The organism is Adlercreutzia sp. ZJ242 (assembly GCF_011038995.1).
Taxonomy (GTDB): Bacteria; Actinomycetota; Coriobacteriia; order Coriobacteriales; family Eggerthellaceae; genus CAAEEV01.
On record NZ_JAAKEE010000001.1, the window covers coordinates 38,309 to 64,654 of the forward strand.

Sequence of the window (26,346 nt, forward strand, 5' to 3'; positions counted from 1 at the left end):
CACACTCTGTCATATACAACGACAAGCTTTTGTGTCATACTTCGGGCGAGAGTGTTCGAAAGGGGCGTCGTGTTCGGAGAGCTGGTGATAGCCTATCTGTTTTTTGCCGGTGTTGGTGCTGGTGGAACAGTGGTGACCTCACTTGCCGACTTGCTTATGGTGCGCGAGTCCTTCGGCATAGATGCGGTAACTGACGTTGCGGAGAAGTGCCCGGTGGAACGCTTGACGGCGCTGACGCTTATTGCGTCGTGCGTTGCCATGGCTTTGGGGGCGGCGTCCCTAGCTCTCGATCTTGGACGATTCGATCGTGTGCTATCGCTTTTTCTCGCGCCGCCGACAACATTCATGAACGTGGGCGCCTGGTCGGTGGCGTTGCTGCTGGTGGTCTTGATGGCGCTCGTGCTCGTGCGAGTGCTGTACCTGCCCTGGGTTGGACGCATGGCGGTAGTGGCGCTAGAGGTGGTCGCTATTACGCTAGCCGCTGTTGTGGCGGTGTACGTCGGCCTGCTGTTGGGAACGTTGGCAGGCATGCGGCTCTGGTCGTGCGCGTGGGTGCCGGTGTTGTTTGTGTTGTCAGCCGCTTCCTGCGGATGTGCCCTGTTTATGGCGGGTTCGCTGTTTGTGGAAGGTGACAGAGCTGTGGCGCGCCTCGTTAGCTGGGTGGTCCGCATTGACGTAGCTGTTATCGCAGTGGAAGCCTTGGTAGCAGCCCTTTTTCTGGCCTTCGTTCTGGGAAGCGAGCACCCGGGCGTGCAGGTTTCGGCGGCAAGTCTTATGACGGGCGAGGCGGCTCTGCCTTGGTGGATTGGTTTTATTGTCTGTGGCGTTTCGGCCCCGTTGGTTATCGAGGCGGTCTGCTTCGTGTGCGACCGTTGGGTTGTGGGTGCCACAGCTTACCCTGCGGTGGCAATCGCTTTGGCGGGTGCCCTCGTGCTTGTGGGTGCGGTTGGTATGCGAGATGCCATTGTGGATGCCGCCGCCCAGCGCAATTTGGAACTGCAAGACCCTGCAATGGTATCGGCTGAAGAAGATGAGAAAACCCAAGAGATCATATCGTCCTCAGCAGCGAGTGCAGATGTGAGCGTGAATAGAGAGGACTTTTCCACGTGGTTAAGCTATGGCAAACTGTCTCAGCTGGGGATTTGTTCGAACTGGATGAATCCAGTTCCATTCCCATCTGGTTACAACTGAAAAACCGGTTCATCTACCTCATTACTTCGGGCTTCTATAAGCCCGGCGACCATCTGCCTACGGTGCGCGGTCTGGCTGCCGAAGTAGAGGTGAACTACAACACTGTGAGTAAGGTGTATCAGAGCCTCGAAGAGGATGGCTACATTGTGTCGAAGCGTCGCCAAGGCGCTTTCGTGGCCGATGTGTCCGACAAACCGGGCGTGTCAGCTAACGTGCTAGCCGAGGCCGTAACCGTTGAGTACCTTCAGCGCTGCCAAGAACTGGGGTTGTCGCTGGAAGATATTGATACCCAGTTTACAGCCGCTCTGGGAGCAGCCAAGGCCAAGCGCGAACGCGAGACGGGAGTAGATAATGCGAAGGAAAAAGGAGTCAGCCGCGGCCATATCGTCCACTTCCCGGGATCCGAGGACGATTCAGCCGAACGTGCGACTGGAAACGGGGCGTAGGCGCACTTCTCGCAACGGCGCAGTGGTGTTCACCATCGTCGTGTTCTCTTTGGCGGTGGCTATTGTGCTGGCGGTGTGGCAGGCGTTTGTCGGCGAGCTGGGTCTTGCTGCGCTCGTGATGGCTGTCATGGTGGGCGCGCTCGCTGCCAGCTCCGTACACTTGGTCATGGAGTGGGAGAAAGCTGTGGTCATGCGCTTCGGCAAGTTCAGCCGCGTTGCCGGGCCGGGGGTGGTGTTCACTTTTCCTGTCATCGAGTTCTACTCGCTGCGCATCGACCAGCGCGTGATAGCTACCTACTTCGGCGCCGAGGAAACCCTCACGGCCGACCTGGTTCCCGTAAACGTGGATGCTGTGGTGTTCTGGGTGGTGTTCTCTGCGAAGAAGGCCGCTATGGAGGTGGAGGATTACGCGAGTGCTGTATCGTGGATGGCGCAGGCGACGCTACGAAAGGCTATCGGACGTGCGAGTCTCTCGGAAGTTGCCACCCGCCGCGACCAGTTGGATGCAGAACTGAAAGGTGTGCTTACTGAGAAGCTCTCCGAGTGGGGTATCGACGTTATCGACGTGGAGGTGCGCGACATTGTGGTGCCGCGCGACTTGCAACAGGCCATGGCTGCCGAGGCTATAGCCACCCGCGAGAAGAACGCCCGCATGATTATGGCCGAAGCCGAGGCAGATATCTCTGACATGTTGAAGGATGCTAGTACCAACTATGCCGACGACGCGCAAGCCATGCGTCTGCGCACCATGCACCTAGCCTACGAGTCCGTGAAGCAGTCCGGCGGCACCCTGGTAATTCCTAGCGCCTTCAGCGAAGGCTTCACCGATTCTGACGCCGCCGAAGCAATCGCGAAGGCTGTGAAGAAGGGCTAGCCCTAATGAGGCAGCGGCCAACAAAGTTTGAACCAAGGCCAGGAAAACGCTCATCTGCATCATCTCCCACCCATGTTTTGAATTGGTGTCAGGAAGATGTTTGCAGAGAGCTTCCGCTCCCCGTTTGTCTCTATTATGCGAACAAATATTTGTTTTAAAGCTTTTGCTTGCTTGATTTGAAATAGTTCTTGAAGCAGTTCAATAGAGAAACACGAATTTGATCAGGTGGTTCTCAGATGATAATCATCTTGTCATATTCTGCCCTACATTTTGTCTTGACAGCATATGACAAAGTATGACAGACTGGCTTTGACAGAATCCGGCCGGTTCTAAAAGACATTATTGGAATCCCATTAATCATGCCGCGAAAAAGCAATCGGATTCGCCCATGGAGGGATGGGAGAGTCGGAGAGATGTGCGGGCGCATTGTTGCGAGGTAGCTTCTCGCTAGCACTACGGTTGTGCATTCTCATAAGAGGAGGAAAAATGGTGAAAGCGGGCAGCTCGAAAGCTGGGCTTACTCGTCGAAGCTTTCTGAAGACCACGGCTGTTGTAGGTGGAGCCTCCGTAGTCGCTGGTGGCGGAAGCGCTCTTAGGGAGATCGCATTTGCAGAGGAGACTAAGGGCGTAGAGGAAGAAAAGGTCTTTAGGGGTGTTTGCAGACCAAACTGTTTCGGCTACTGTCATTTGAATGTTCATGTTTCCGATGGCAGGGTTACTAAAACTTCTCGAGCACCGTACAATAATTCATGCTATGACCGCATTTGCCAAAGAGGTTTGTCTCATGTGCAAAGAATCTATGACCCGTTACGTCTGCAATATCCTTTGAAACGGGTGAGCGGAACCAATCGAGGCGATGAGCAATGGGAGCGCATTAGCTGGGATGAGGCATATAAAGAGATTGCTGAGAATATCAAATCAATTCAGGGCAACTATGGTGATAATGCTGTAGCCATCTTAACTGCTTCCGGGAACCAAGGTGCAGCAATTAGTAGTACCTATACAAGATTCCGAGCAGTATTAAATGCAAGTGATATTGGGCAATGTTCTGATCAGGCTAGTCAATATGGGCAAGCATGTTCTGCTGGTAATTATATGTCGCCCCTTCTTGGAATGATGATTTGGAATGGAAACGAACTCACTGATACCAAGAATGCAAAAACGATAGTGGTATGGGGGGCAAACATTACAGATGCGCAGGTTCAAAACTGGCACCTCATACGAGAAGCGCATGAAAGCGGAGTGAAGCTAGTTGTTGTCGACCCCAATTATACTCAGATAGCTTCAAAGGCAGATAAATGGGTGCCCATACGTCCGGGATGCGACACGCTATTGAAATTCGCTCTCATGAATATCGTACTAAAGCAACAAGCGGAGGATCGCGAGTTTTTGGCTCAACACACTGTAGCACCGTTTTTGGTACGAGAAGATAATGGGAAATTCTTAAGAGGAAGCGATGTGGGAATTCAGCCAATAGCAACAGGCGAAGTGGACCCATATACTGGTGTTGAGATAATCTACGATCCTTATATGGTGCTTTCAAACGGCTCATTAGTGCAGGTATCCGATAACACTCCTTGCGATATCGAAGGCACTTATACAGCAGAAGGCATTAAGTGCCGAACAGCATTTGACCTCTTGGTCGATCGGATAAAAGAGTACTCGCCAGAATCGGTTTCGGAAACAACCGAGATCCCCGTTGACGAAATTTACGAACTGGCAAATATTTGCATAAATGGACCTGTGTTCCATTATGAAGGCTACGGTCCCCAAGCATATGACAACGGTTATCAAACTACCATCGCTGGACTTACCTTATGCGCTCTTACTGGAAATCTCGGAAAACCAGGAGCCTCTTACGGTTCGTTTTGGGGCTATGGAATTGCAAATACGATTGGCGATCCCACCTATAGTGCACCTCTGGGCCCAATTTCAAGCATGAGCATACCAAGTTGTGATTTGAAAAATGTATGCGAGCAAAAGAAATTCGGGGGTCAAGATTACGACATAAAGATGCTTTTCATCAACTGCGCCAATCCAGTATGCACAAATCCTGACACCCATGCATGGACTGACGTTATTATTCCTCATATGGATTACGTAGTTGTGGCTGATTCCGCTATGACGGATACAGCGAAATATGCAGATATGGTTCTTCCGATTGCGCAATGGTTTGAACATGAAGAAATAGCAACGTCTGGCCAGACATGCGCATACAACTACAACGAGAAAGCAATTGAGCCGCCCAATGAGTGCAAGCCAGACACGCAGATCCTTTCGGAACTCGCTGAATACTTGGGGCTCGGGGAGTATTTTACCCGCTCAAATGAAGAGATATTGGAAACCCTCTTCAGCGGTGATATCAATAAAATGGTTGGCTCCGATATTGATTCTATTCGCGAGCGGAAAGAAGTTCGCTTCATTCCGGGAGATCCGGAAAAGCAGCCGTATATCGCTTATGAAGGTGGGCAATTTCCCACGTCAAGCGGACGCTTTGAATTCTATCGTGAGACACCGGCAGTACGCGCTGCGTCAACGAAGATTCCAACTGAAGAGCAAGAAGCGCGAGAGCATTTACCCTATTTTGAGCCGCCGCTAGAAGCTTGGCCAGAAAACCCATTGTATGAGAAATATCCGTTCTACCTCATCAGCGAGCGTCCCCGGTATAGGGTTCATTCGCAGTGGTTCAGCACGCCCCTGCTGCGCGAGATTGACCCTGAGCCCATCGTTAAGATAAATCCGATTGATGCCAAGAAAAAAGGATTAGAGAATGGTGATTATGCAGAAGCCTTCAATGATCGAGGCTCCGCAGTTGCCAAAGTGGTTTATTCGGAAGCAGTAAGGCCTGGCACATTGCTTTATCCCAAAGGATGGCAAATGTATCAGCATAAAAAAGGCGGTTGGTCTTGCCTAAGTTCAACAGATTTCAACGTCTACTCGGTAAGCAATAATTTTATGGACGTGCTTTGTGACATTCGTTTATGGGAAGAGGATGATAACTAATGACCCGCTATGGTTACGTCGTCGAGAGCAAAGGATGCATTGGTTGTCATTCATGCGCAGTTGCTTGCAAGGTAGAGAATAACCTTCCGGACAATATCTGGTGGAACCGAATTCTCACTATAGGCGGCGAAGAAAAAGACACCCCGGGTGGCACCTATCCAAACCTGGAAATGGATTATGCGCCTGTAATGTGTCAACACTGCGAGAATGCGGCGTGTGTCAAGGTTTGTCCCGTTGGCGCCACCTATAAAGACGCTGATACTGGAGCAGTCCGTCAAGATTATGACAAGTGCATCGGCTGTCGTATGTGCATGGCGGCTTGCCCCTATACCGGTGTTCGTTCCTTTAATTGGGAGGAGCCCAAATATGCTATAGGGCAAGCAATGGGCGCAACCGATATTCCGACACATCAGAAACATACGGTGGAGAAATGCACCATGTGTTGGCATCGTCTTGCTAAAGGCGAGCAGCCGGCGTGTATTGAGGTCTGTCCCGCTCGTATTCGACACTTCGGGGATTTTGACGATCCCGATTCTGAGGTCTCTCGCCTCATTCGCGAGCGCAAGTACAAACAGTTACTTCCGGAAGAGGGTACCAAGCCTTCCGTCTACTACCTGGTGTAGCGTCTAAGGAGAATTGTCATGACTGAGAAAACTTCGGCGGCGACGCCGTCTGGGGCCTTCGCGCCCAAAGTCGAGAAGAAGCCGCAGTGGGGCGGCCGCGCGCTGACCATTGGCATTGCCGTGTCAGCGGTGCTTGTGGTGGCGGGCTTGGCCCTGTGGGCGATGCAGCTTACGGGTGGCATGGTTCAGACCGGCATGCGCAACTTGGATTCGTGGGGCCTTTACATCACCTGCTTCATGTTCCTTGTGGGGCTTTCCGCTGGTGGCCTCATCATAAGCTCGGTGCCTAAGGCATTTGGCATTCAGGGCTTCGGCGGAATATCTAAGGTGGCCGTCATGACCTCGATAGCCGCCACGGTGGCTGCTATCGGCTTTGTGGTGGTGGATCTGGGCCAGTCTTTCCGCGTGTGGGAGCTGTTTGTGTATTCCAACCTAGGAAGCCCGCTCATGTGGGACATCGTGGTGATTGGCACCTACCTTATCCTTTCGTGCGTATACCTGTGGGCGCAGTTGGCAGCCGAGAAGGGTAAGGTGTCGCATACTGCCCTGCGCGTGATCAGCGTGATCGCGCTGGTGTGCGCGGTGCTGGTGCACTCGGTGACCGCCTGGATCTTCGGCTTGCAGCAGGGGCGCGAGATGTGGCACACAGCCCTTCTGGCACCGTGGTTTGTGTCTTCCGCGCTTGTATGCGGCACGGCGCTTGTAATCTGTGCAGTTATGGCGCTGCGTCGCGCGGGCTATCTGGCGCTCGATCAGGCCTATATGGTGAAACTCGCGAAGCTTTTGGGCGCTTTTGTGCTGGTTGACTTGTACTTCTTCGGCTGCGATCTGCTCACCGAGGCCTTCCCCGCAGGATCGGGCCTTGAAGTGGTGGATATGCTGGTGTCTGGTCCTTTGGCGCCCTTCTTCTGGATTGAGATCATCGGTTGCGCGGCGTGCGCCGTCATCTGCCTTGCGCCGAGCTTGCGCACCAACGTGCTTTTGGTGATTGCGTCGCTTCTGGCCATCATCGGTATCTTCTGCAAGCGCGTGCAGCTGCTTGTGGGCGGCTTCCAGATTGCCAACCTGGACTATCCCAGCGCGATCACGTCTATGCAGCACGTCTCCTGGGAGTCGGGCCTTTCGGGCATCTATGGCCAGCTTGTGTACTGGCCCACCCCGCTTGAGTTTGGTGTGGCGCTGGGTGTGGTGGCCTTGGGCTTTTTGGTGTTCTTCTTGGGTCTGAAGCTTCTGCCGCTTCGCCCGGCCGAAGACGTAGCCTCCAAGTAACTCTCTTTATGGAAAGACCCGCGCCTTCCCCCCTCCCGGCGCGGGTCTTTCCGTAATGAAAGGGCTCATGTTATGAAAAGAGCTTTGCTTGCCTGCGCGGTTGTCGTGGCGGTGCTTGTCTGCGTGACGGCAGTGGGATTCGCAGTGGAACCGACATCGACAATTCAGCCTATTACGGCTGAGTCTGTCTGTCCGGCGGCTGGGTGCGCGAGTGGTACGTGTCATGGGTTTGCAGACGTACCCGAGCCTAATGGCGTGACTGAGATGGTCTGCCCGGAGACCAGTTGTGCTTCGACAGAGTGCCATGCGTGGGATTCCCTTACGGGACGCTACCATCAAGCATCGGATATGTCGTTGAACGTGTGGATTCTCATGCCTGTAGCATTGACGGTGGGGCTGTGGTGGCTCACGCGTGTTCTGTCGAAAGGAGGTCGCCATGAAAAAGCGTAAGATGATCCTCGATGTGCTCATGTTGGTGGCGTACCTGGTGGCAGCCAATCCGGTAATGACGGGCATCCCGCTCCATGAGTATCTGGGGCTTGGTGTCTTCGTGGTTATGGCGGTGCACATTGCGCTTAGTGCTGGCGGCCTGGTGGGTCATGGTCGCTGGGGGTATCTGGCGCTTAACGTTGTGCTGTTGGTGTCGCTGGCGGTGTGCATGGTGTCAGGCGTTATGGTGTCAGGCACGGTACTCCCCGCGCTCGGTCTGTATGCAACGGGGTACTTCTTCTGGGATCCACTGCATGCCCTGTCGGCCAAGGTACTGTTAGCGGCCCTGCTGGTGCACCTGGTGCTGCGAGGTCCGGTGGTGTGGGCTTGGATTCGTGGTGGTCGCACCAAGGCTTTGGCCATCGAGGATGCAACTGCTTGTGAGGAAGTGATGCCCAAGAAAGTTTAGCGAGTGCGGGTGGGCTGTTCGGATAGCTGCATGTTATAATCGCGCTGTCAGCCATTCGGCGGGGCCAACGGATGCGCGCCGCTTCGAGTTAGGTAAGGTTAGATGAAGAACTAGCGATGCCCGTTACGGGCGCCCATACGACCACTTCACACGTCCGGTCGCGCTTTCGAGGGTGCCGCATCGCTCCAACGTCTTCTCGCTTCAGAACCAATACATCGCGTGCCTCACCCCTGCGCGGCCTCCTTCCTAAGGAGCTCGCCATGCAACTGAATCTCTCACACGTCAGCTACGCCTATCCCAACACGGCGTCACCTGCGATCACCGACGTCAGCGTCACGTTCCCGTCAGGTTGGACGGGCGTCATCGGCGACAACGGATGCGGCAAGAGCACGCTCGCCCGAGTTGCCGCGCGCCTCATCGAGCCCGATTCCGGAACGGTGAGCCCGCATCTGTTCTCGGCTTACTGCCAGCAAGATTCGACCCGAGCACCGAAGAACCTCCTCGACCTCGCTTCTGACTGGGGGCAGGAAGGCCGACGGGCAAGGGCGCTGCTGCGCATCGAGGACGACTGGTTCTGGCGCTACGAGACGCTCTCGGGCGGCCAGCGAAAGCGGCTCCAGATCGCATGCGCGCTCTACGCGCGCCCTGACGTCCTCGTCATGGACGAGCCGACGAACGACCTCGACGGCGAAACGCGCGACGTCGTGAAGGCAACCCTCGCCTCGTTCGGCGGCATAGGCATCCTCATCTCGCACGACAGGGATCTGCTGGACGCCCTCGTGAGCCAGAGCCTGCTGTGCGAGGGGGATCGCTGGGCCATGCGTCCTGGCGGGTACTCGAAGGCGAGCAGCCAGGCGGCAAGCGAGCGCGCTTCTGCCATGAGGGATCGGGAGAAGGCGGCCCGCGAAGTTGAGCGCCTGAAGGCGGAGGCCCGGCGCAGGAGCGAGGAAGCCGCCCGACAGAAGGGCAAGCGAAGCAAGCGCGGCCTTGGCAAGGGCGACAGCGATGCGCGCGAGAAAATCGGCCGCGCCGTAATCTCCGGCAAGGATGGTGTCGCGGGGAGGCTGTCGTCGACCATGGGCAAGCGGCTTGCCAGGGCCGAATCCGAGCTTTCGGGAAAATCCGTCTCGAAGCGATACGACCACCGCATCGGCGAGTTTGGAGTGACAGCCAGGTCGAACCATGTGGCTCACTTGGAGGCGACGCGGCTGTGGGCAGGCGAGTTCTCCGTCAAGGTGCCGGAGCTTTGGATATCTCCTGCTGACCATGTGGTCCTCACCGGGGCAAACGGTGCGGGCAAGAGCCTCGTGGTGCGAAACGTCATCGAATCGGTTCCGGACAGCGTCAAGGTGGCGTACGTGCCCCAAGACGTCTCGCCCAGGGAGCGGGAAGGAGCCTTGCGGTTGCTTCGCGCTCAGGCGCAGGGGCAGAGGGGCCACGTCCTCTCCATCGTGGCGCGCCTGAACTCCGACCCCGGCAGGCTTCTCGACGGCAATGACCTCAGTCCGGGCGAGCTTCGCAAGCTCATGCTCGCCGAGCAGCTCGTCGCAGACCCGAGCTTCCTCGTGCTTGACGAGCCGACCAACCATCTTGACGTCGGCTCGATCGAGGCTCTCCAGAACATGCTCGTCGGCTTTCCCGGCGCAATCCTCCTGGTGACGCACGACAGGCAGCTGGCGAATGCGGTGGCGCAAACGGAGTGGAGGATAGAGCGGAGCGAAGATGCCTTTGAGTTGAGGGTCAAATGAAGAGGGGGAGCGGACGAAGCCCCGGGCTCGACGCGGAAGGCGAAGCATCCGAAATAGAGCACGACCGCCGCAACCCGCTGCCGTCGCAATCCTGCCCGTGTCGCAATCCTGCCCGTGTCGCAACCCTGCCCGCGTCGCAACCCGCTGCCGCCGCAACCCGCCCGCGTCACCTTCCAGTGCTTCGCGCGGCGCAAGCCTGCATTGACGACCCCGATGTGCTGAAGGCCATCGATTGGGCCATTGTGCGACTCGGAAACAGGGCGTTTCGCCCATAACACCCCCCGTCTTCAATGGCCTTTCCTTTTCAGCTTCTTCTTGGCAGCGCGCTGTGCGTAGCGTCTGTCCTCTGATTGCTCTTTTTCGGCAGAGCGACGGTGGGCCGCCGCTTTCTTATGCGCCTCTCTTTCCTGCGAGAGAGCGCGTTGCGCTTTGGTGCTCATGGTTGGCCTCTTGAGCGCCTTCGCCGCGTCTCGCATGCGGCGCTTGGGGTTCTTCGCCAACGGCTTCGGGTCGGCATCCAGGTCATTTCGGAACGACAACGTCTGCCATTTCTCTACGACGAATCGGAGCACCTCCTCGTCCGACGGCTCCGCGCCGAACACGATTCGGGCAGCTCCGAACCCTCCGTCTTCGACATGCTCGACGATGCCCACCCAAAACTGGCCGTCGTGATATATGGTCAGGGTGGATGACACGCTGATCTGCATGGACGCTTCCTCCTTTATGTAGACAGACCATGCAGAGAAGGGACAACCAAGGAGGCAGGTTACTGATGCGGCAGAACCGCACGCCCACGACTACCCGACGGGGACTGTGTTTTCATCTCTGGTAGATTGATTATACCCTGCTGCCAAGGCGCTTCAAGAGGTCCGCGATGCGACATCTTCAAAGCGGCTGATCTCCAGCGGGAGACAGCCGATCAGCTCCTATCCTCAAGAATGCACGAGGTATGTCACCTAGGCGTGACAATACTATATGAGATGTGCCACTCTGACATGGTGGATAAGCATGTCGAGTCAAAATATACTGAGCTTGGAGGTATGAAAGATATGATCAGTCAGAACATACTTTCGCTGAGAATGCGCTCTGGCATGACGCAAGAGGAGCTCGCCCAGAGAATAGGCGTGGCTCGGCAGACCGTCGCGAAATGGGAGGCAGGAGCTGCTGTCCCTGACCTCGACAACGCGACGCGCCTCGCGCAGCTGTTCGGCGTGAGTCTCGACGCGCTCGTCCACCACGACGAGGAGCAGGTCGGGTACCCCGTCGCCCCTCGCGGCCTGCACATCTTCGGCGTCGTTCGCATGGGCGAGCGCGGCCAGGTGGTCATCCCGAAGAAGGCGCGCGACATCTTCGAACTGCATGCCGGAAGCGAGCTTCTGGTGTTGGGCGACGAGTCGCAAGGGCTTGCGCTCCAGCGCATCGAGGACGCGGCAGCCATGCTGGAGAGCTACGGACGCGCCGTGAACGAGAGGCTTTCTGACTGATCCAAGGAAAGGATCTACGCCATGGACAACAAGGGCTACGCCTGCAGAGGACTCATCTCCGTGAAGCTCGGCCCCGCCGGCAAGCTGCTCGTCAGTGACCTTGTCTTCCAGGAGCTCTGATGCAAAATGCGCAGTATCGAAGAAAAGGCTGGGCAGCCTGCGCTTTCTTTCACAAGGCACGAAGGTGGCGCGCGCTCCTTGGTCCTCGTTCACGCACAGAGCACCGATCAGCACAGCTTCGACAAAGTGATCAGGCCGCTGTCAAAAGATTTCACCGTGTATGCCGTGGACTGCTTTGGGCATGGGAAGAGCGCCCACGATCCAAGCTTGTACAACATCGTCTCGCTGGGAGACGCCCTCGTGAGGTTCATCGAGGATGTGGTCGGCAGGCCGTGTGCGCTGCTCGGGCACTCATCGGGCGGGCTGATCGCCGCATACGCCGCCGGGAAGACGCAGCTGTGCGAACTGCTCATCCTTGAGGACCCGCCCTTCTTCTCGTGCCAGGGCGAGCGAAGAAAAAAGACGTTCAACTATCTGGATCTCTCGTCGATATGCCATGAGTACCTGCAGGGCCCGGCGGATGAGAGCTTCGTGTTGTTCTACTTCGAGAACCAGTACGCTTGGAGATTCTTTCCGGAAAAGACGCGCGAGAAGATGCGTCCGAAAAGCATTGCGTCGGCCAGAAAGTTTTTGCAGAAGCATCCCGAGAAAGACCTGAAGGTCCCCTTCTGGCCAAAGACCGCCTTGGCGGCGTTTGTTGGGATGGGGAGCTACGATCCGCGATTCGGGGAGGCGTTCTACGACGACAGCTTCCACTGCGGGATTCCCCACGAGGAGCTGCTTAGTGAAATCAGGTGCCCGGCCCTGTTCATGAAGGCGAAGACGGATTGGTCTGACGACGGCGTTCTTTTCGCCGCGCTCGATGAAGACGACCTTGCGAAGTGCTTGGGGCTTATCTCCGACTGCGAGCTCGTTCGGTTCGACTGCGGTCACGGGATCCATATTGAGAAGTCCAGGGATTTCGTCTCGGCCATCAAGGATTCAATCTCGCGCGTCAGGTGATGACAGCGGCGGGCGGCAATTCGGCACTGGCACGTCAGGGTGTGTATGTCGTAGCCTTCAAGTACAAGAAACCCCCGTACTGTCTTCCGTTGCTAGAAAGATGGTACGGGGGTTAAAAATGCGCCTGGCGATCGAGCAGGCTACATCAGCGCCTTGCCTGCATCCCAGGCACCGCCGACTTCTTCGACGATCTTGGCGAACTTCTTGAGCGCGCACTGGATTGCGATGTGCGAGCCCTTCGCCAACAAGATGCCGTCCACGTCTGATTCTTTCGATCTTGCATGCCGAGTAACCTTACGTGCGTGATCGATATGAAGTATGATTCAAAGGCGAAGTTGCGACTAGTACTATTATTAAAGATAGATACTATCTTGAAAGATAGCAATGGGATTGTCTAAAAGAGGATCGGAGAAGCCAAGTTCCAGATCACGGGCCCTAGCCCGGTCGACAACGTTTCTTACCGTCACCGTGGGGCATTTGTATGAAAACGCTCCGTTGTCCCATTTGGGGCGGACAGATAGGGGCACGCACTTGCCGCTGAAAGCACAATGGTTGACGCGTTATGGAAGAGCGCAGATTGCTGCGGCGTAAGGACACCTGCAATGCTCAGGGCCAGCAACAGGCTGTTGAATCCGATTGCGAAGCGGTATCCGCGATTCATGCGTCGTTGCAAGGTGCGGGATAATGTACGCAAGTACACGATGGAATGCAGGTCATCGGAGGTCAATGCGATGTCTGCCGCCTCGCGCGCGACCGCAGATCCAGCCGACATGGCGATTGACACATCGGCTGTGGCCAAGGCGGGCGAATCGTTGACGCCGTCACCCACCATGCACACCTTGCAACCTTCTGCCTGTAATTTGCGAACGAATCGATGCTTGTCTTCGGGTAGCAGGTCAGCGTGGTATTCGTCTATGCCCGCCTCTTCGGCGATCCGTCGCGCGGTGCGGTCGGCGTCGCCCGTCAACATGATCACGCGCCGGAATCCTTCGGCGTGCAGGTTCTCAACGACGCTGCGCGCTTCTTCTTTTAACGGGTCATCAATGTAGATGACGCCGCGAAGCTGATGGTCGACTGCCAAAAACAGCGGTGACGTTCCAAGCGCCAAGCCGTGAATATGCTCCAGTTGCTGTGCGTCAATCTGGACCGCTTCGTCTTCCAGCACGAAATGTTGACTGCCGATAACCACGCGCTTGCCGTTTTCGAGAGAGCTTACGATGCCGTGGGCGACCACGTACTCGACGTCGGAGTGTAGTTTGCGGTGTTCCAAGTGCTCCTCTAGTGCGGCGTTTACCACGGCACGTGCGACAGGGTGCGGGAAGTGCTCTTCGAGACAAGCTGCAAGACGCAGTACCTCTTTGCGCGAGAACCCGTTATACGGTTCCACGTGGTGCACCGCAGGTGTGGCGGCTGTCAACGTACCTGTCTTGTCGAACACGAGGGTGTCGGCTTTTGCGATGGCGTCGAAATATCGTGAGCCTTTTACCAGAAATCCACGTCGTGCACCTTCGCGCTGTGCGGCCATGACGGCGATGGCACCGGACATCTTGAGCGCGCATGAGTAATCAACCATAAGGCACGCCGCCGTTTTCGAGAGCGAGCGCGTTGCCAGCGCCACTGCGCCCGCTAGCGCGAAGTTCCACGGCACCAGCTTGTCGGCTATGTTTTCGATGCGTTTCTGTTCGGACGACTTCGCAGCGTTCGTGTCTTGCATCATGGCGAGGATCGAGTTGATCTTGCTTTGCGCAGGGTCGCTGGTCACGCGCACGCAGATCTCTCCTTCTTCCACGGCGGTTCCGGCATACACGCTGTCGCCCATCTGCCGCATGACGGGTAGCGGTTCGCCGGTCAGCGACGACTGGTTCACCATCGCTTCGCCGGACACGATGGTGCCGTCAACGGGCATCGCATCGCCGGTGCGCACGATTACGTGCTCGCCGATCTGCAGGTCGGAAAGATCCACTTCCACTTCTACGTCGTTGCGGTTTGCTCTTGCCGTAGTGGGAATGCCCAGCAGCGACTGTGCCAAACTGGATTCGGAGCGCTTGCGGGTGTAGTCTTCCAGGATCTCTCCCACATGCAGCAGAAGCATGGTTTCACCAGCGTTACTTGCTCCTTGTGTGAAGCCCATGGCAATAGCTGCGCCGTCGAGCACGGGCACATCGAGTCGTCTGTGGCGCAGAGATCCAAGGCTTGCCTTCCAGAAGGGGAGGGCGCGCCGAAACCACACGATGGTTTTCAACGGCTTAGGCATGAAGAGGCGAAGGATGAACCATGCCGTAAGGTTGGCTAGTTTCGCATACAGCTCGCGACTGCGCGGTGCAAGTGCGAAAGCGTCGTTCGGGCGCCATGCGTTCAATTCGGCGAAGGTGGTCTTCGCTATACGTCCCACGACGGCGTTGCGTGATGATTTCGTTGGCTCGAACTCAACGGCGAAGCTGGCTGCGTGAGGGTATGCTGTGGCTTTGCGAACGAAAGTCATCTCAAGAAACGTTTCCTCGAGCGCCATCGCCTCATGGTCGGTCAAGTTGCGGGGCAGCTGCAAACGCAGGCGTCCGGGTAGGGAGTGCTTGATGACACAGCGCACGATCCGCTCGCTATTCTTCCGGTTCTTTCGATTCTTCTGCAGCTTCTTCAATGATCATGTCGCCGACGTCGTGCGCGGCATCCTCTTCGGCTCTCAGCACTTTCGCTTCGGCCATGATGTCGTCGCACTGGGCTTTTGCTTCGTCCACAATATGCTCGACGTAGCCCTTGCACTCAAGTCCACATGCCGTCGCACGCACGCATGCCTGATGAACTGGACGGCTTTTCGCAGCTTTCACGCCAACGGTCCCAAGAAGAAAACCTCCGACGACCAATAATCCGGGATGCATGATGACCTCCTAAAATTGAATGTGTCTTTGTCTGTTGGATTAAGGAGCGCCTTTCCGGCCGTTTGCGTTTCTTCGCAACTCCCCTTAGTCCTCAATAGTTAGCCTTAGCATACTTAATGTTTCCTTGGTATAACTTTTGAACGAGAGCCAGCGGTATGAAATAGGAGAGCCAGCGGTACGAAATGCACCGATATGATCATTGTCCCCTCCAGCGTGAGGGTGCCATCCCTTTTTCGCATTTTGGGTTATGTTTGCATCTCTTGCTTTTGCGTTCGCTCTTCCTAAACTCAGTCTTCTTGAGGACTTTTTTTGCTGGCAGTATCCAAAATAAGTTATCCTTATTAAACTTTTTCACAACGAATGCGTTCATTAACGGGAAAGGAGTCTAGAAACAAGCCTAGTAAGCTCACGGCTTTCTCGCCCTCTCTCATCCTCTCTGACGACGGTTCAGCGAGGGGTCGTCGCTTCGTTTCTACGATGGTTTGTTAATGAACGATTGATACGAACGGGGCATTGAAAAACGAATGGGTTAACAGGAATTGCTCAACATCGCATAAAAAAGTTAGTCACAATTAACACCGTTGAAAGGCAGGTTGTTTTGGAAGGTCAGAGAGCGAAGCAGGGGATAAAACTGAAGGACCTCATCAACGTAGGCATTTTCAGTGCGATCTATTTCATTATCTGTATGGCGGTGGCCATGCTCGGCTATATCCCTACATTCAGAATGGCTTAGATAATTATTCGGACACAGTTTAGAAAAGGTGCGAAGTGGACGGGATCAACAGCTATGTCAATCTGGGCGAGAATGTAGCGTGCATAAACCACAACGGCATCATGCACACCTATCGTGTCACGTGCGAAGATGGTCAGGGAATCATGACCATGTACGAGTTGTATCCCGGGATGACGTTGAGTTTTCACGACTTTGTTGGGGTGGCTTCCACGCAATCAACGTTCAGGCTCAAGGGGAATGTCGAGATGCTTTGTCTGAGCTACTGTCGCGAGGGTCGGATTGAGTGGGATACAGCAAAAGACGAAAGCCTCTTCCTCGGTGCCGGCGATATAGGCATCGACGATCACAAGATGCACTCGGGCAACTTTAGCTTTCCTCTGAAGTATTACCGGGGCATCACTGCGTCGTTTGAGGTTGATGTCGCCCAGCAATGCATCAACCAGGGTGTTCTCAGCGGGTTTTCGGTCGATATAAAGCGTATCCAAGCTGCTTTTTGTCGCAGTTCGTACTACAAAGTGGTGAAGCAGGGGGTGTCAGCGCTCGATCACGTTTTCTCCGAGATATACACAGCTCCGGATACCCATCGCGAAACGTATCTGAGGATCAAGTTGCTTGAGCTTCTGCTTCTCTTGGATTCGCTTTCGTCTTCGAGCAACGCTGGAGAAGACTTGTATCTTCGCAAGTCGCAGATCGAGAAGGTGCATGCCATCCAAGAGTCGATCACGCGCGACCTCGGATCGACCAAGACGCTCAAGCAACTCTCTGAAGAATTCGATTTCCCGTACGTAAGCATGCAGACTTGCTTCAAACAGGTTTACGGAATGAGCATTCATTCCTATCTCGTGCATTACCGCATGTCTCAAGCATCGCGCATGTTGCGCGAATCGGATGTGTCTATCGGCGAGATCGCCCTATCGGTTGGCTATGCGAACGCATCCAAGTTCTCTTCGGCATTCAAGGAAGCGACAGGCTTCACGCCACGTGAGTTTCGTGCGAGTGCGCTATCTGAGATTTAATTCCCCGTATCCGCCAGCTTTGCGCGGATGGGCTGATGTCTTTCCAGTCGCGTCTCAAGGGATCTTCCTGGTGTATTGAAAGGAGTTTGCTCATATGCAACATGATGAATCGTTTCGGGAATCATCTCTGAAGGCGCCCGTATCTCCCTCCGACAACGCAAGTGAGCCGTCAAGCAAGCTGGGATTCGCCTATCTTCTCGGATTCGCGGGGCGCAAGCGCTGGCTGCTCTATTTCGGGTGCGCTCTGTCGGCAGTGGCTATGCTGCTTTCATTTGGGCCTTATATCTGCATCTGGCTCGTCGCGCGCGACCTCATCGCGGTTGCCCCTGATTGGACGGCAGCGGAAAACCTCGCCTTATATGGTTGGCTTGCGTTTTTCCTGGCCTTTGTGAGCCTTGTGCTGTACTTCTTCGCGCTGCTCTGCACCCATGCGTGCGCGTTTCATACGGCGAGCAACTTGCGCAAAGCCTGCCTGAGCCACCTCATGAAGGTGCAGCTCGGCTACTTCGACACGCACGCTTCGGGTGCGCTTCGTCGCGTCATCGACGGGTGTGCTGGCTCCACCGAAGGTCTCATTGCGCACAAGACGCCCGATACGGCGGGCTCGCTCGCCATGGTGTTAGGCCTCGTTGTCACGCTGTTCGTGTTCGACTGGCGCATGGGGCTTGCATGTCTGATGTCCGCGATCCTATCTATCGCTTGCATGTTTGCCATGATGGGCGGCAAGAACGCTCACTTCATGCAGCGCTACATGCAGGCGCAGGTGAACATGTCGAAGGCCGGAACGGAGTACGTGCGCGGCATTCCCGTCGTGAAGGTGTTCCAGCAGACTGTCTACTCGTTCAAGGCATTCCACGACGCCATAATCGAATACTCGGAAATGGCCGAGAAGTATGCGGTGAAGACATGCGCCAAGCCGCAGGTGACAGCGCTCACCGTCATCACGGGCGTCGCCATCTTCCTTGTGCCGGTGGCCATCTTTCTCGCGCCAGGTGCGCAGGCGGAAGGCTTCGCCGCGTTCGCGGGCTTCATAGCTGATTTCGCGTTTTATGCGATCTTCTCCGCCATCATTGCCACAGCCGTTACGCGCCTCATGTTCGTAATGGAAGAGTTTGAAATCTCTTCTGATGCAGCGAAGAGGACGTACGACATTCTGAACTCGCCGATCCTTGCCGAACCCGAACATCCCGAAACTCCGTTCGTCTACGATATCGCCTTCGATCATGTCAGCTTCCGCTACGAGGGCGCAGACCGTGACGCTTTGTCCGACGTGAGCTTCGAGGTTCCTCAAGGCGCGACGGTTGCCTTGGTGGGACCTTCCGGTGGCGGCAAGACCACGGCGGCAAGCTTGGTCCCGCGCTTCTGGGACGTCGCTGCGGGCTCGGTGCGCATCGGCGGCATTGACGTGCGTGCGATCGATGCGGATGAACTCATGCAAAGCATCGCTTTCGTGTTCCAGGACAACCGACTGTTCAAGAAGTCCATCTACGAGAACGTCGCTGCGGCGCGCCTCGATGCCACGCGCGAAGACGTGATGTCCGCGCTCGCTGCCGCCCAATGCGACGACATCTTGGCTAAGCTCCCCAACGGCGTTGACACTGTGGTGGGAACGGCTGGCATCCATCTTTCCGGGGGCGAGAAACAGCGCATCGCGCTTGCTCGCGCCATCTGCAAGCAGGCGCCCATCGTGGTACTCGACGAGGCGACCGCCTTCGCCGATCCGGAAAACGAGGCGCTCATTCAAAAAGGCTTTGCCGAACTCGCCCGTGGCCGCACCGTGCTCATGATCGCGCACAGACTTTCCACGGTGGTAGGCGCCGATAAGATCGTGGTCATCGACGACGGATGCGCTGTAGAACAGGGTACGCACGACGAGCTCGTTGCATTCGGCGGACTTTATGCACGCATGTGGGAAGAGTACCAACACGCTGCGCTTTGGCGCATCAAGTCCGATGTGTCGGTTCAGGATGGGGCTGCGGTCGTGGGCGAAGCATCTGCGTTAGAAGGAGGCGCGCGATGATGAGCATGAAAGAGAAGTATGCGCTCACTGACGAGGGCGCAAAAAACGTCCGTCTTGGCGCTTTCTGGACCGTGGTGGTGAACATCGTTGCCATGTTCGGCATCGGGTTCTTCTTTATTTTGATGGATCAGCTTGTCAGGGCACTCACGCAAGGTGAGCCCTTGCCTGATATGCTGCCGTATGCGATAGGGCTTGTTGTGTTCGCCATTGCTCTTTGGACAGCGCACTGGTTCCAATATGACTACACCTACGGCAAAACCTATCGCGAGAGCGGAAAACAACGAATTGGCCTGGCTGAACGTTTGCGCGAGCTGCCGTTGTCGTTCTTCGGCAAGCGGGACTTAGCGGATCTTACCGAAACGATCATGACCGACGCAACCACGATGGAGCACGTCTACTCCCATGTGCTGCCATACCTTTACGGCACCTGCATATCGACGGGAATCATCGCTGCGTGCCTTTTGGTGTTCAACTGGCAGTTGGCTCTTGCGGCTCTCTGGTCGGTGCCGGTCGCTTTTGCCACCCTGTTTTGGTCGCGCCGCTTTTCTGCCCCGCTCATGCGCAAGACACGCTCACACGCGCTTGACATGACGGAGAACACCCAGGAGATGCTGGAATGCGTCCGCGAGATTCGCGCTACCAATCAGGTCGATGCGTATCTCGGGCAGGCTGACAGCCTTATTGACCGCCATGAGAAGTCGCTGTTCAAATCGGAGGTGGGGATGGGCATCCCGGTACAGTCCACTCAAGTCATTATGCGCTTCGGCATTGCAACAACCATTCTTGCAGGTTCGCTCATGCTCGCCGACGGATCCATCGGATTCATGGTTATGTTCGGGTTTTTGCTCGTGGTTTCGCGTATCTATGCCCCCTTTGACCAGTCGATGCTCATGCTCGCCGAGTTGTTCATGGCTACCGAGGTAGCTGCGCCCCGCATGAAGGCACTCTACGACGAGCCGGTGGCCACGGGCAGCAAAACGTTCGAACCTTGCGGGTACGATGTGACGTTCGAAGATGTCACCTTCTCATATGGCGATGGTGGCGAGCCAGTTGCGAGCAACGTCTCCTTCGTTGCCTCAGAAGGCAAGGTGACGGCGTTGGTCGGTCCGTCCGGATCGGGCAAATCGACCCTCACCAAGCTGGCGGCGCGCTTCTGGGATGCCGACAGTGGACGTGTGCTTGTAGGCGGCGTTGACGTCTCCACTATCGACCCCGAAACGCTTTTGAAGGATTACTCAGTTGTCTTTCAGGATGTGCTGCTCTTCGACGACACGGTGATGGGCAACATTCGCCTTGGCCGCCGCGATGCGACCGACGAAGAGGTGCTGGCTGCCGCCAAGGCCGCCATGTGCGATGACTTCGTGCGCAAGCTCCCGCAAGGCTATGACACCATGATCGGCGAGAATGGGAGCAAGCTCTCCGGCGGCGAGCGCCAGCGCATATCGATCGCCCGGGCACTTCTGAAGGGCTCGCCCATAGTCTTGCTCGACGAAGCAACTGCTTCGCTTGATGTGGAGAACGAGTCGCAGGTGCAACAAGCGCTATCGAACCTGCTTGCAGGAAAGACCGTCATCGTCATCGCGCACCGCATGCGCACGGTGATGAACGCTGACAAGATCGTGGTGCTCGACGAAGGCCGCGTGGTGGAAGAGGGATCGCCGAACAGCCTCCTTGCGGAAAACGGTTTGTTCGCCCGCATGGTGAACCTGCAAAGCCAGTCCTCTGCTTGGACGCTCTAGCGATGACAAGCGCCTTGCCTCGTATTCCATAATCTCGCGTCTACTTAGACTTTAGCAGCACCATCGCCGATGGCGTGCAGCCTCCGGCCGCTACATTCACCTCAACCCCCGGATATCGGGCGTCGCCCGATATCCGGCCGAGGGCTCCCACATACCAGGGAGCACATGTCAAAGCACCCGATCCCTGGCATGCTGATCATGTCAGGGAAACCAAATACGAAGAAGCCCTCCCTTCTTCAAACTCCGCGCAGCTACTCCTGCGCTTTCAGCGCTATAGAGAGCGGCACGTTCCTGATGTGGCGCACATGCAGGAAAGCAACCGCGACATAGCAGATGATGCCCACGCACACCTCGAGCACTAGCTGGGAAGCAGGAATGACCACCTCGAAGTTGCCGTTGTACTCCATGAACACGAACTTGACGAGCCATGTGAGGAACAGCACAATTACCGGGAGGCACAGCAGAAGCGACGCGACCACGGTAATGGTGATGGAGCGGATGTAGAGCCTGTTCACCTCGCGGGGGCGGTACCCGAACACCTTCATGTACGAAATCGAGCGCGCGCTGCGGTCGATGACCGTCTTCGTGAGCAGATACATGAGAACCACGTATATGATGGCCGCCAGCGCCACCAACATGCCGGTCACGGATCCCATCGAGTCCGAGAGCTGCGCGACGATTTTATCCATGGCGTCAGGCGTCAGGTCGCTCGCGACGTAGAGCGCATCTATCGCAAGCGGCATGTCGGAGGCGTATCCGTTGAAGTATTCGCCCGCGTTTCCGAACAGCCTGTTGAACTCCACAATAGGCAGGTACACATTCATGTTCGAAGCGCTCCCGCACGTGCCGCCGATGTGAAGTTCGTAGGTTTCGTCGCTCAGAGGATCGCTCAGCTCGACGTTTCCGCCGATAGAAAGCCCGCATTTTTCGGCAAGCCCCCGGCCCACAACGGCGCTCCCTTCGGCTGCGTCGACGTCGCTCCAGTAGGCGGAATCCTGCTGGATGCCGTACATGCTCACGTCTTCCATGCCGAAGTCTCCCGGACGCGCCGTCTCAAGCGAGGCGACGGCGAACTTCTCGGCCTGGGCAACGGCCTCATCCGAATTCGCCAGCGTGTTCCAAACGACGTCGGAGTCGGGGTCGACGCGCGAGGCTTCTGCGGCAAGCTGTCCGAGCTCCGATGCGTCCATCGCCTCCAGCTCGCCAGGTGGCGTCATGGAGAGTTTCTCAGCGGCGGCTTGCGCCACGCGCTCGCTCTCGTCGACGTCTATCTCAACCGGCACCTTAAGGATGTACTGGTGTTCGGCCACCATGTCGGACTTCAGGTTCTCGGCGTAGTGATCCACGACCGGCATCATGCACAGTCCGAACACGAGCAGAAGGCTGGCAAAGGCTATTCCGCAAAACAGCGTGAGGAAGCTCGGAAGGTTGCAGAGCAGGATGCGCAGGCGGAAACGCGCCGTGAACGGCAGGCGTTCCGGCAGGGTCACGCCGCGCCTGCGGCTTCGCTTCGTGGTCTCGCGGCGCAGAAACTCCAGAGGGGTGCACCTCAGCTTCCGCATGAGCCCGACGAGGTTCACCAGCACAAGCAGCGCGACCGGAACGACGGTGCACATGAAGAAGACACGCCAGTTCCAGAACATCTCAAACGGCGGCAGGCTGTAGGAGTTGTAGTACAGGTCGCGCATTGGCGCGTACAGAACCTGGTATCCGACGAGATTGCCCGCCACGGCTGCCAGGACGCCGACGAGTGCCGGGAGCGCCATATAGTGGGCGATGAGCTCGCGCTTGCGATAGCCCGAGGCGAGCAGCGTGCCGATGATGGCGCTCTCCGCCTCGATGCTCGAGCCGGCAAGAACGACGAACACGAACGCCATGATCGCGATGAGCAGGACGAGCATCACCTCCCACATCAACTGGTCGCCTTCCACGTCGTCAGCCGCGTAGCTGATGGCGCTGTTCGAGGCCGCGTCCATGAGCGACGTGGGCATAGCCCCGTTCTCGTGCAGCGCCGTGGCTATGTCCTCCAGGAGGTCGGCTGCTTCCGCGCGGTCCAAGCCCGCTTCGTCGGCGCGATAGGCGTAGGTGTAGGTGAGCGGCGCATCCACCGAGGCGAATCCCTCGGGCGTCGCCACGCCGATGGTGAAGGTGATCGCGTTGAAGACGAAATCGCTGGGGTCCTCGAAAAGCGACGAATAGTCCGGCAGCGTGCAGATGCCGGAAATCTCGAAGGCGTTTCCCTCTATTTGCACCGTGTCGCCGACGGTGAGGTCGTGATGGGCGCAGAAGACGCGGTCGAGAGCCACCTCGTCAGGGGAGTCGGGCGCTTCGCCCTCGGCGTAGCTGGCCAGGTCGAAGGCGTCGCGCTCTTTGAAGAGCCGCACGGTGGCGGAATCGGCAGAATCGGCGGCATCGTCGCCGGATGCGCCTTCCCACGTCATCTCGGTCTCGCGGCTGAACTCCTCCTCCACGGAAACGCCCAGCTCCTCCACCGCCTCTATCGCCTCGTCGGGCGCTTCGAAGGCGCAGGTGAACTGGCCGTCTTGCATGCGGTAGTCCTCGGGCATGTCGGCAACGATGCGCTCGATCGACGAGGCTGCCACGAGAAAACCCGAAACGAAGGCGATAGACACGGCGATGAGAGCGAAAATGCCCAGATAGCGCCCGGCATTGTGGACAAGCTGGCGCGGGATGCGACGAATGAGGGGACTCGACATGGGCTACCACTCCAAGGAAAGCGCCGGCACGCGCTCCTCGTTCACGGAATCTTCCACGAGCATGCCGTCATGCAGGCGCATGATGCGGTTCGACATGCGCGCGATGGCGTCGTTGTGCGTGACCACGACAACGGTACAGCCGTACTCGCGGTTGACCTCTTCCATCAGCGTCAATATCTCAAGGGACGTCTGGTAGTCGAGCGCTCCGGTCGGCTCGTCGCATAAAAGCAGCTTCGGGTTCTTGACGAGCGCGCGGCCGATGGCGCAGCGCTGCTGCTGGCCGCCCGACATCTGCCGCGGGAACTTGCGGCGCTGATCCCACAATCCAAGGGAGCGCAGCAGGTCATCGAGCGGAAGAGGGTCTTCGCTCAGATGTGCGCACACCTCGATGTTCTCGCGAACCGTGAGGTCGGGAATCAGATTGTAGAACTGGAAGACGAAGCCGAGCTCGGCGCGCCGATACTCACCCACCTCCCTGTCGGAGAGGCCCGTTATGTCCACACCGTCGACGACGACCCTCCCGCCGTCGCAGGGCTCCAGGCCGCCCACGATGTTCAGGAAGGTGGACTTCCCCGACCCAGAAGGCCCGAGCAGGGACGCGAAGTCACCCTTCTCAAGAGAGGTCGAGACGCCCTTGATCACCTCGATGTGCGCGTCTCCCTCGCCGTATCCTTTGCGAACGTCTGTTACCTCCAAGAATGCCATAGCATGTCTCCTCGTGATTCGCTTCCTGAATCGATCGATACCCTCTAGGGAAACACTGATTTATGCTCGCATCGCTTACTTATGCGTTCGCCCTTACGAAGCCCAGTCTTTCTTGAGGTTTTTGTCAATAATAATCCAAATTAGTTAGCATTGGCAAACTTATTGACGGCGAGCGGCGCAGGCTACGGCGTATCTGAGCAGAGCTCTTGCCGTAAGCAGCTAGAGGCCATGCTTGTTCAGGCTAAGACCCGTCAAGCGGCTGTAACCGAGTAGAAACTGATGGGGGAAGGCGCTCTTTCCATCAAGACTATGAAGCGAAGGTCAGCAGAACATATATGCCCTTCGTCTACACTGAACAGGGTGTTGCGATGCTTCAGGAGTCTTGCGCAGCGATATTACTGTTTAGACAAGCGTCCGAATAATGCGCGCCTTCGTCGAGATGCGCCACTTCATCGCCAGAACCCAATGGGAACCTAATGGGGACGGGGATATTGGGTTACAACCATTTAGATGTGCGTCTACATGATCAACCAAACCATGCTTGACACCTTTCATAACCATCGTTATCCTATTGTTAGTACTGGTTAACTTATTCGCTCGTATTTTTTCGTAAAGAAGGCGATGTTGGCTGATTTCGATACAAAAGCAGCGCTTATGAAAAGCGGAAAAGTCGAGTTCCTTGAGCATGGTTTCGAGGGAGCTTCATTACGCGCCATTTGCACGCGCGCGCATGTGACCACGGGCGCTTTCTATGCTCATTTCAGGCACAAAGAAGACCTGTTCGAAGCTCTCGTCAAAGACGATTTGTCCGACTACTTGGGGCGCTACAATGCCATGCTCGATCGACTTGCTCGAAAGATACAGCTTCCTTGCGATACTGAAACAGACATGATGGACTACCTCGTGGAGCGTCGCGACCTGTTCCGCTTGCTCTTCGAATGCTCAAATGGCACGAAATACGCTCGGTTCAAAGACGAGTTCATTACCCATTTTGAAAAGACCTTCCAGGTCTATTTAGACGCGTATGCGCCTGGCGCGGTGAACAGCGATGTCACAAAAGCTCTCGTGCAGATGAAGTTTTCGCAGTGTATGTATCTGTTGTATAGCGAATACGACAGGGAACGAATTCGCGCAACAATGGACCGATTGCAAGTATTTACTCAAGCAGGGTTAGGAGCCCTGCTAGAAACAAGGTTCGACAAACGCCCGGCATGAGCCGGGCGTTTTCTTTTGTCGTAACGATTGGGACGAGTCGTTATTCTGCCTGGCCACAGGTCGAATACGCACAAACGAAAGGAGTTATATCGTGGCGAAAATAAAAGTGGGCGGCAATACTAAGAATGCTCAGGAAAACGCAGCTTCAAGCAAGAAATTGCGCACGCGCGACCTCATTTATGCAGGCGCGTTCGGCGCAATCTATCTGGTTGTCATGCTTATCATCGTGATGGCATCTGGCATGATTCCCGTCCTCTATTTAGCCGTACCTCTCACCGTGGGTGCCGTGTGTGGCACCATCTACGAAATGTGCGTGCTGAAAGTGCGTAAATTCGGCGCTGCTCTCATTCTGGGAATCCTGTTTGCTCTCGTTGCGTGCACATCCGAAGGCTTCGTGTCGATCGTCCCCGCTATCGCGGCAGCCGTGTTGGCCGAACTCATCATCTTCTTGGGCAAGTACAAATCGAAGTTCATGTACTTGTTGTCGTTTATTGTTTTTAACCTTAACATGGCGTGCCCTTTCATAGGCTTGCAAGTAGCGCGTGACGAGTTCTTGGCCAAGTGCGTTGAGTTTTACGGGCAAGACTACGCAAATCAACTCGCAGCTCTCGCGCCTGATTGGATCGTTCTGGTCGAGATTGGTCTTGCCATTGCAGGCGGTATCATCGGCGCTTTCATAGCGAGTAAGCTCATTAAGAAGCATTTCCAGACGGCGGGTGTTATGTAG

Annotated in this window: 21 protein-coding genes; 16 read left to right on the forward strand and 5 right to left on the reverse strand. The window is 56.3% G+C overall.

What is annotated here, in order from left to right; genetic code table 11:
• Positions 1-69 precede the first annotated feature (69 nt).
• From nrfD (G7Y49_RS00185) to G7Y49_RS00225, 8 genes are all read left to right on the forward strand, one after another.
• Positions 70-1,191, forward strand: a complete 1,122-nt coding sequence (gene nrfD, locus G7Y49_RS00185) for an NrfD/PsrC family molybdoenzyme membrane anchor subunit (protein WP_165170040.1) — start codon at positions 70-72, stop codon at positions 1,189-1,191.
• Positions 1,143-1,637 carry a GntR family transcriptional regulator gene (locus G7Y49_RS00190; protein ID WP_165170042.1) on the forward strand — a complete coding sequence of 165 codons (495 nt, stop codon included), beginning with the start codon at positions 1,143-1,145 and terminating at the stop codon, positions 1,635-1,637. The genes nrfD (G7Y49_RS00185) and G7Y49_RS00190 overlap by 49 nt, the downstream gene beginning before the upstream one ends.
• A gap of 22 nt (positions 1,638-1,659) precedes the next feature.
• Complete coding sequence (locus tag G7Y49_RS00195) at positions 1,660-2,511, forward strand: slipin family protein (protein WP_241157200.1); 852 nt, start codon at positions 1,660-1,662, stop codon at positions 2,509-2,511.
• 486 nt (positions 2,512-2,997) lie between these two features.
• A complete protein-coding gene (locus tag G7Y49_RS00200; RefSeq protein ID WP_165170046.1) occupies positions 2,998-5,514 on the forward strand; it encodes a molybdopterin-dependent oxidoreductase in 2,517 nt (838 codons plus the stop codon).
• The gene (locus tag G7Y49_RS00205; protein ID WP_165170048.1) at positions 5,514-6,137 is read left to right on the forward strand and encodes a 4Fe-4S dicluster domain-containing protein; all 624 of its coding nucleotides are present in this window, start codon (positions 5,514-5,516) and stop codon (positions 6,135-6,137) included. Before G7Y49_RS00200 ends, G7Y49_RS00205 begins: the two co-directional genes overlap by 1 nt.
• Before the next feature lie 18 nt (positions 6,138-6,155).
• Positions 6,156-7,406: an NrfD/PsrC family molybdoenzyme membrane anchor subunit gene (gene nrfD, locus G7Y49_RS00210; RefSeq protein ID WP_165170050.1), complete on the forward strand. Its 1,251-nt coding sequence runs from the start codon at positions 6,156-6,158 to the stop codon at positions 7,404-7,406.
• Between the two features lie 436 nt (positions 7,407-7,842).
• Positions 7,843-8,304, forward strand: coding sequence for a DUF4405 domain-containing protein (locus tag G7Y49_RS00220; RefSeq protein WP_165170054.1), 462 nt, complete (start codon positions 7,843-7,845; stop codon positions 8,302-8,304).
• Positions 8,305-8,564: 260 nt separating this feature from the next.
• Positions 8,565-10,052 (forward strand): ATP-binding cassette domain-containing protein, encoded by a 1,488-nt coding sequence (locus G7Y49_RS00225; protein WP_165170056.1) that lies wholly within the window; start codon positions 8,565-8,567, stop codon positions 10,050-10,052.
• 287 nt (positions 10,053-10,339) lie between these two features.
• Here the strand turns inward: G7Y49_RS00225 and G7Y49_RS00230 are convergent, their stop codons facing one another.
• Positions 10,340-10,759 (reverse strand): YjdF family protein, encoded by a 420-nt coding sequence (locus G7Y49_RS00230; RefSeq protein ID WP_165170058.1) that lies wholly within the window; start codon positions 10,757-10,759, stop codon positions 10,340-10,342.
• A 342-nt stretch (positions 10,760-11,101) separates the two neighbouring features.
• Here G7Y49_RS00230 and G7Y49_RS00235 point away from each other — a divergent pair, with 342 nt between their 5' ends.
• Both G7Y49_RS00235 and G7Y49_RS00240 read left to right on the forward strand, forming a co-directional pair.
• Complete coding sequence (locus G7Y49_RS00235; RefSeq protein WP_165170060.1) at positions 11,102-11,536, forward strand: helix-turn-helix domain-containing protein; 435 nt, start codon at positions 11,102-11,104, stop codon at positions 11,534-11,536.
• A 198-nt stretch (positions 11,537-11,734) separates the two neighbouring features.
• Complete coding sequence (locus G7Y49_RS00240) at positions 11,735-12,598, forward strand: alpha/beta fold hydrolase (RefSeq protein WP_165170062.1); 864 nt, start codon at positions 11,735-11,737, stop codon at positions 12,596-12,598.
• A 463-nt stretch (positions 12,599-13,061) separates the two neighbouring features.
• Here G7Y49_RS00240 and G7Y49_RS00245 read toward each other — a convergent pair whose 3' ends face one another.
• Both G7Y49_RS00245 and G7Y49_RS00250 read right to left on the reverse strand, forming a co-directional pair.
• Complete coding sequence (locus tag G7Y49_RS00245; RefSeq protein WP_241157202.1) at positions 13,062-15,236, reverse strand: heavy metal translocating P-type ATPase; 2,175 nt, start codon at positions 15,234-15,236, stop codon at positions 13,062-13,064.
• Positions 15,196-15,474 carry a DUF6110 family protein gene (locus G7Y49_RS00250; protein WP_165170064.1) on the reverse strand — a complete coding sequence of 93 codons (279 nt, stop codon included), beginning with the start codon at positions 15,472-15,474 and terminating at the stop codon, positions 15,196-15,198. Before G7Y49_RS00250 ends, G7Y49_RS00245 begins: the two co-directional genes overlap by 41 nt.
• A gap of 598 nt (positions 15,475-16,072) precedes the next feature.
• On the opposite strand from G7Y49_RS00250, the gene G7Y49_RS12025 reads away from it, so the two are divergent.
• From G7Y49_RS12025 to G7Y49_RS00270, 4 genes are all read left to right on the forward strand, one after another.
• Entirely contained in the window at positions 16,073-16,207 is a 135-nt protein-coding gene (locus G7Y49_RS12025) for an MptD family putative ECF transporter S component (protein ID WP_241157203.1), read from the forward strand.
• Positions 16,208-16,242: 35 nt separating this feature from the next.
• Positions 16,243-17,223 (forward strand): AraC family transcriptional regulator, encoded by a 981-nt coding sequence (locus G7Y49_RS00260; RefSeq protein ID WP_165170066.1) that lies wholly within the window; start codon positions 16,243-16,245, stop codon positions 17,221-17,223.
• A gap of 94 nt (positions 17,224-17,317) precedes the next feature.
• A complete protein-coding gene (locus G7Y49_RS00265; RefSeq protein WP_165170068.1) occupies positions 17,318-19,243 on the forward strand; it encodes an ABC transporter ATP-binding protein in 1,926 nt (641 codons plus the stop codon).
• Positions 19,240-20,982 (forward strand): ABC transporter ATP-binding protein, encoded by a 1,743-nt coding sequence (locus G7Y49_RS00270; protein WP_206214484.1) that lies wholly within the window; start codon positions 19,240-19,242, stop codon positions 20,980-20,982. The genes G7Y49_RS00265 and G7Y49_RS00270 overlap by 4 nt, the downstream gene beginning before the upstream one ends.
• A gap of 251 nt (positions 20,983-21,233) precedes the next feature.
• Here G7Y49_RS00270 and G7Y49_RS00275 read toward each other — a convergent pair whose 3' ends face one another.
• Entirely contained in the window at positions 21,234-23,615 is a 2,382-nt protein-coding gene (locus G7Y49_RS00275; protein WP_206214485.1) for an FtsX-like permease family protein, read from the reverse strand.
• Positions 23,616-23,702: 87 nt separating this feature from the next.
• Positions 23,703-24,404: an ABC transporter ATP-binding protein gene (locus G7Y49_RS00280; RefSeq protein ID WP_165170072.1), complete on the reverse strand. Its 702-nt coding sequence runs from the start codon at positions 24,402-24,404 to the stop codon at positions 23,703-23,705.
• 624 nt (positions 24,405-25,028) lie between these two features.
• Between G7Y49_RS00280 and G7Y49_RS00285 the strand changes: the two genes are divergently transcribed.
• Entirely contained in the window at positions 25,029-25,619 is a 591-nt protein-coding gene (locus tag G7Y49_RS00285) for a TetR/AcrR family transcriptional regulator (RefSeq protein ID WP_165170074.1), read from the forward strand.
• 91 nt (positions 25,620-25,710) lie between these two features.
• The gene (locus tag G7Y49_RS00290; RefSeq protein WP_241157204.1) at positions 25,711-26,346 is read left to right on the forward strand and encodes an MptD family putative ECF transporter S component; all 636 of its coding nucleotides are present in this window, start codon (positions 25,711-25,713) and stop codon (positions 26,344-26,346) included.

Excerpts from the sequence above, each read along its gene's own strand:
- G7Y49_RS00200 (WP_165170046.1), top strand. The coding sequence starts at position 2,998 with ATGGTGAAAGCGGGCAGCTCGAAAGCTGGGCTTACTCGTCGAAGCTTT.
- G7Y49_RS00205 (WP_165170048.1), top strand. The coding sequence starts at position 5,514 with ATGACCCGCTATGGTTACGTCGTCGAGAGCAAAGGATGCATTGGTTGT.
- nrfD (WP_165170050.1), top strand. The coding sequence starts at position 6,156 with ATGACTGAGAAAACTTCGGCGGCGACGCCGTCTGGGGCCTTCGCGCCC.
- G7Y49_RS00220 (WP_165170054.1), top strand. The coding sequence starts at position 7,843 with ATGAAAAAGCGTAAGATGATCCTCGATGTGCTCATGTTGGTGGCGTAC.
- G7Y49_RS00225 (WP_165170056.1), top strand. The coding sequence starts at position 8,565 with ATGCAACTGAATCTCTCACACGTCAGCTACGCCTATCCCAACACGGCG.
- G7Y49_RS00230 (WP_165170058.1), bottom strand. The coding sequence starts at position 10,759 with ATGCAGATCAGCGTGTCATCCACCCTGACCATATATCACGACGGCCAG.
- G7Y49_RS00235 (WP_165170060.1), top strand. The coding sequence starts at position 11,102 with ATGATCAGTCAGAACATACTTTCGCTGAGAATGCGCTCTGGCATGACG.
- G7Y49_RS00250 (WP_165170064.1), bottom strand. The coding sequence starts at position 15,474 with ATGCATCCCGGATTATTGGTCGTCGGAGGTTTTCTTCTTGGGACCGTT.
- G7Y49_RS00265 (WP_165170068.1), top strand. The coding sequence starts at position 17,318 with ATGCAACATGATGAATCGTTTCGGGAATCATCTCTGAAGGCGCCCGTA.
- G7Y49_RS00270 (WP_206214484.1), top strand. The coding sequence starts at position 19,240 with ATGATGAGCATGAAAGAGAAGTATGCGCTCACTGACGAGGGCGCAAAA.
- G7Y49_RS00280 (WP_165170072.1), bottom strand. The coding sequence starts at position 24,404 with ATGGCATTCTTGGAGGTAACAGACGTTCGCAAAGGATACGGCGAGGGA.